At 69.1% G+C, this 1,830-nt stretch carries 2 protein-coding genes; both read left to right on the top strand.

All coding sequences use genetic code 11. The features are described from left to right. A partial coding sequence (locus RMO04_RS15640) for an MFS transporter (protein ID WP_309645700.1) occupies positions 1 to 595 on the top strand: 595 nt, incomplete at its 5' end. Positions 596 to 689: 94 nt separating this feature from the next. After that, entirely contained in the window at positions 690 to 1,706 is a 1,017-nt protein-coding gene (locus RMO04_RS15635; RefSeq protein WP_309645699.1) for an NAD(P)-dependent alcohol dehydrogenase, read from the top strand. Positions 1,707 to 1,830: the final 124 nt, after the last annotated feature.

Here is a 1,830-nt window from a genome sequence, read left to right as displayed (position 1 = left end):
CCTGGCCGAGCGGATGGCGGGTCTGCGGGAGCTGTTCCGCGACCGGGACTTCATGCTGGTGGTGATCTCGGCGGGCCTAATCCAGTCGGCCCACGCCTTCTACTACTCCTTCTCCACCCTGGCCTGGCGTGACCAGGGCATCCCGGAGGCCATGACCGGCCTCCTGTGGGGCGTGGGGGTCGCGGTGGAGGTGATCTTCCTGTGGTTCATGGAGCCCTGGCGGCGCCGGTTCGGCGCGCGAAACCTGCTGGTGCTGGGCGGAGTCGCCGCCGTGGTGCGCTGGGGCGCGCTGGCCATGTCTCCGCCCCTCTGGATGGTGTTCCCGATCCAGGCCCTGCACACCTTCACCTACGCGGCCACCTTCATCGGATCCCTGCAGCTGGTGGACCAGCTCTCCAAGCCCAGCAACGCCTCGGCGGCCCAGACCATCAACTCCGCCCTTTCCGGCGGCGTGCTGAGCGGGGTGGCGACCATCGTCTCCGGGGCGCTGTTCGACCGCATCGGGGCGCAGGGCTATTTCGTGATGGCCGCCATGTCCCTGGCCGGGCTGGCGGGCGCGGTCAGGCTGCACGGCGTCCGGCGGTTGGACGGCTGAGACACGGCCTCGGCTTCGGCCTTACGCCACGACAGGGTTGCGGGCCGCCCCGATGGGGCGACTATGGCCGCAAAACAAAAGCGGGAGGAACGCCGTGCGCGCGTTGGAAGTGACGGCCCCCTGGGGCGCCGACCAGATCCGGGTCGTCGAAAAACCCGATCCGACGCCGGGGCCGGGCCAGGTGCTGGTGCGCATGCGGGCGGTCTCGCTGAACTATCGCGACATGTTGATGATCAACGGCATGTACAGCCGCGGGTCCGGCCAGGCCGGGACCATCACCCCCTTCTCGGACGGTTGCGGCGTGGTGGAGGCCGTCGGGCCGGGCGTCACCCGCGTGGCGGTGGGCGACCGCATCGCCACCCTGTTCTTCCAGAACTGGCAGTCGGGGCGCCCGACAGTGGAGAAACTGTCCTCGTCCCTCGGCTTCCCGATCCCCGGCGCTGGTTCAGAATTGCAGCTGTTCAGCCAGGAGGGCGTCTCCAAGGTCCCGGCCTATCTGAGCGATCATCAGGTGGCGACCTTGCCCTGCGCGGCGCTCACGGCCTGGCGCGGCCTGTTCGAGGACGCGCGGCTGGAGCCCGGCGACACGGTGGTGCTGCAGGGCACCGGCGGGGTCTCGATCTTCGGCCTGCAGTTCGCCCACGCGGCGGGCTACCGGACCTTCATCACCTCGTCCTCCGACGAGAAGCTGGCGCGGGCCAAGGCGCTCGGCGCTGACCACCTGCACAACTACCGAACCGATCCGGAATGGGGGAAGGCCGTGCGCGCGGTGACCGGCGGGGTCGGCGCCGACTTCATCATGGAGGTCGGCGGCGGCGGCACCATCCACCAGAGCCTGAGGGCGATCCGCATCAACGGCCACATCGCCGTCATCGGCGTGGTGGCCGGGGCGGGGGAGGGGCTCAACCCCGGCGCCCTGATCAGCAATTCGGCGCGGCTGCAGGGCCTGTCGGTGGGCTCGCGCGAGATGTTCGAGGCCATGTGCCGGGCGCTGGAGCTGCATCGCATCCAGCCCGTCGTCGACAAGGTGTTCCCGTTCACCGAGGTGGGCGCGGCCTTCGCCGCCATGGCCGCCGGCGAGCATTTCGGAAAGATCGTTCTCACCTTCTAGGGCAGGTTCAGGGGGAGTGAACCCGGTCCACTTGAACCTGCCCTAGTCTCTACTTTTTGGCGCGCGTCGGACGCTAAACCGGTGTCCACTTTAGCTGACGCGCTTTGCAGGAGGCGTCCATGCG

The organism is Phenylobacterium sp. (genome assembly GCF_031412415.1).
Taxonomy (GTDB): Bacteria; Pseudomonadota; Alphaproteobacteria; order Caulobacterales; family Caulobacteraceae; genus Phenylobacterium.
Note: the sequence above shows the minus strand (reverse complement) of the source record. Positions and strands in the feature narration are given on the sequence as shown.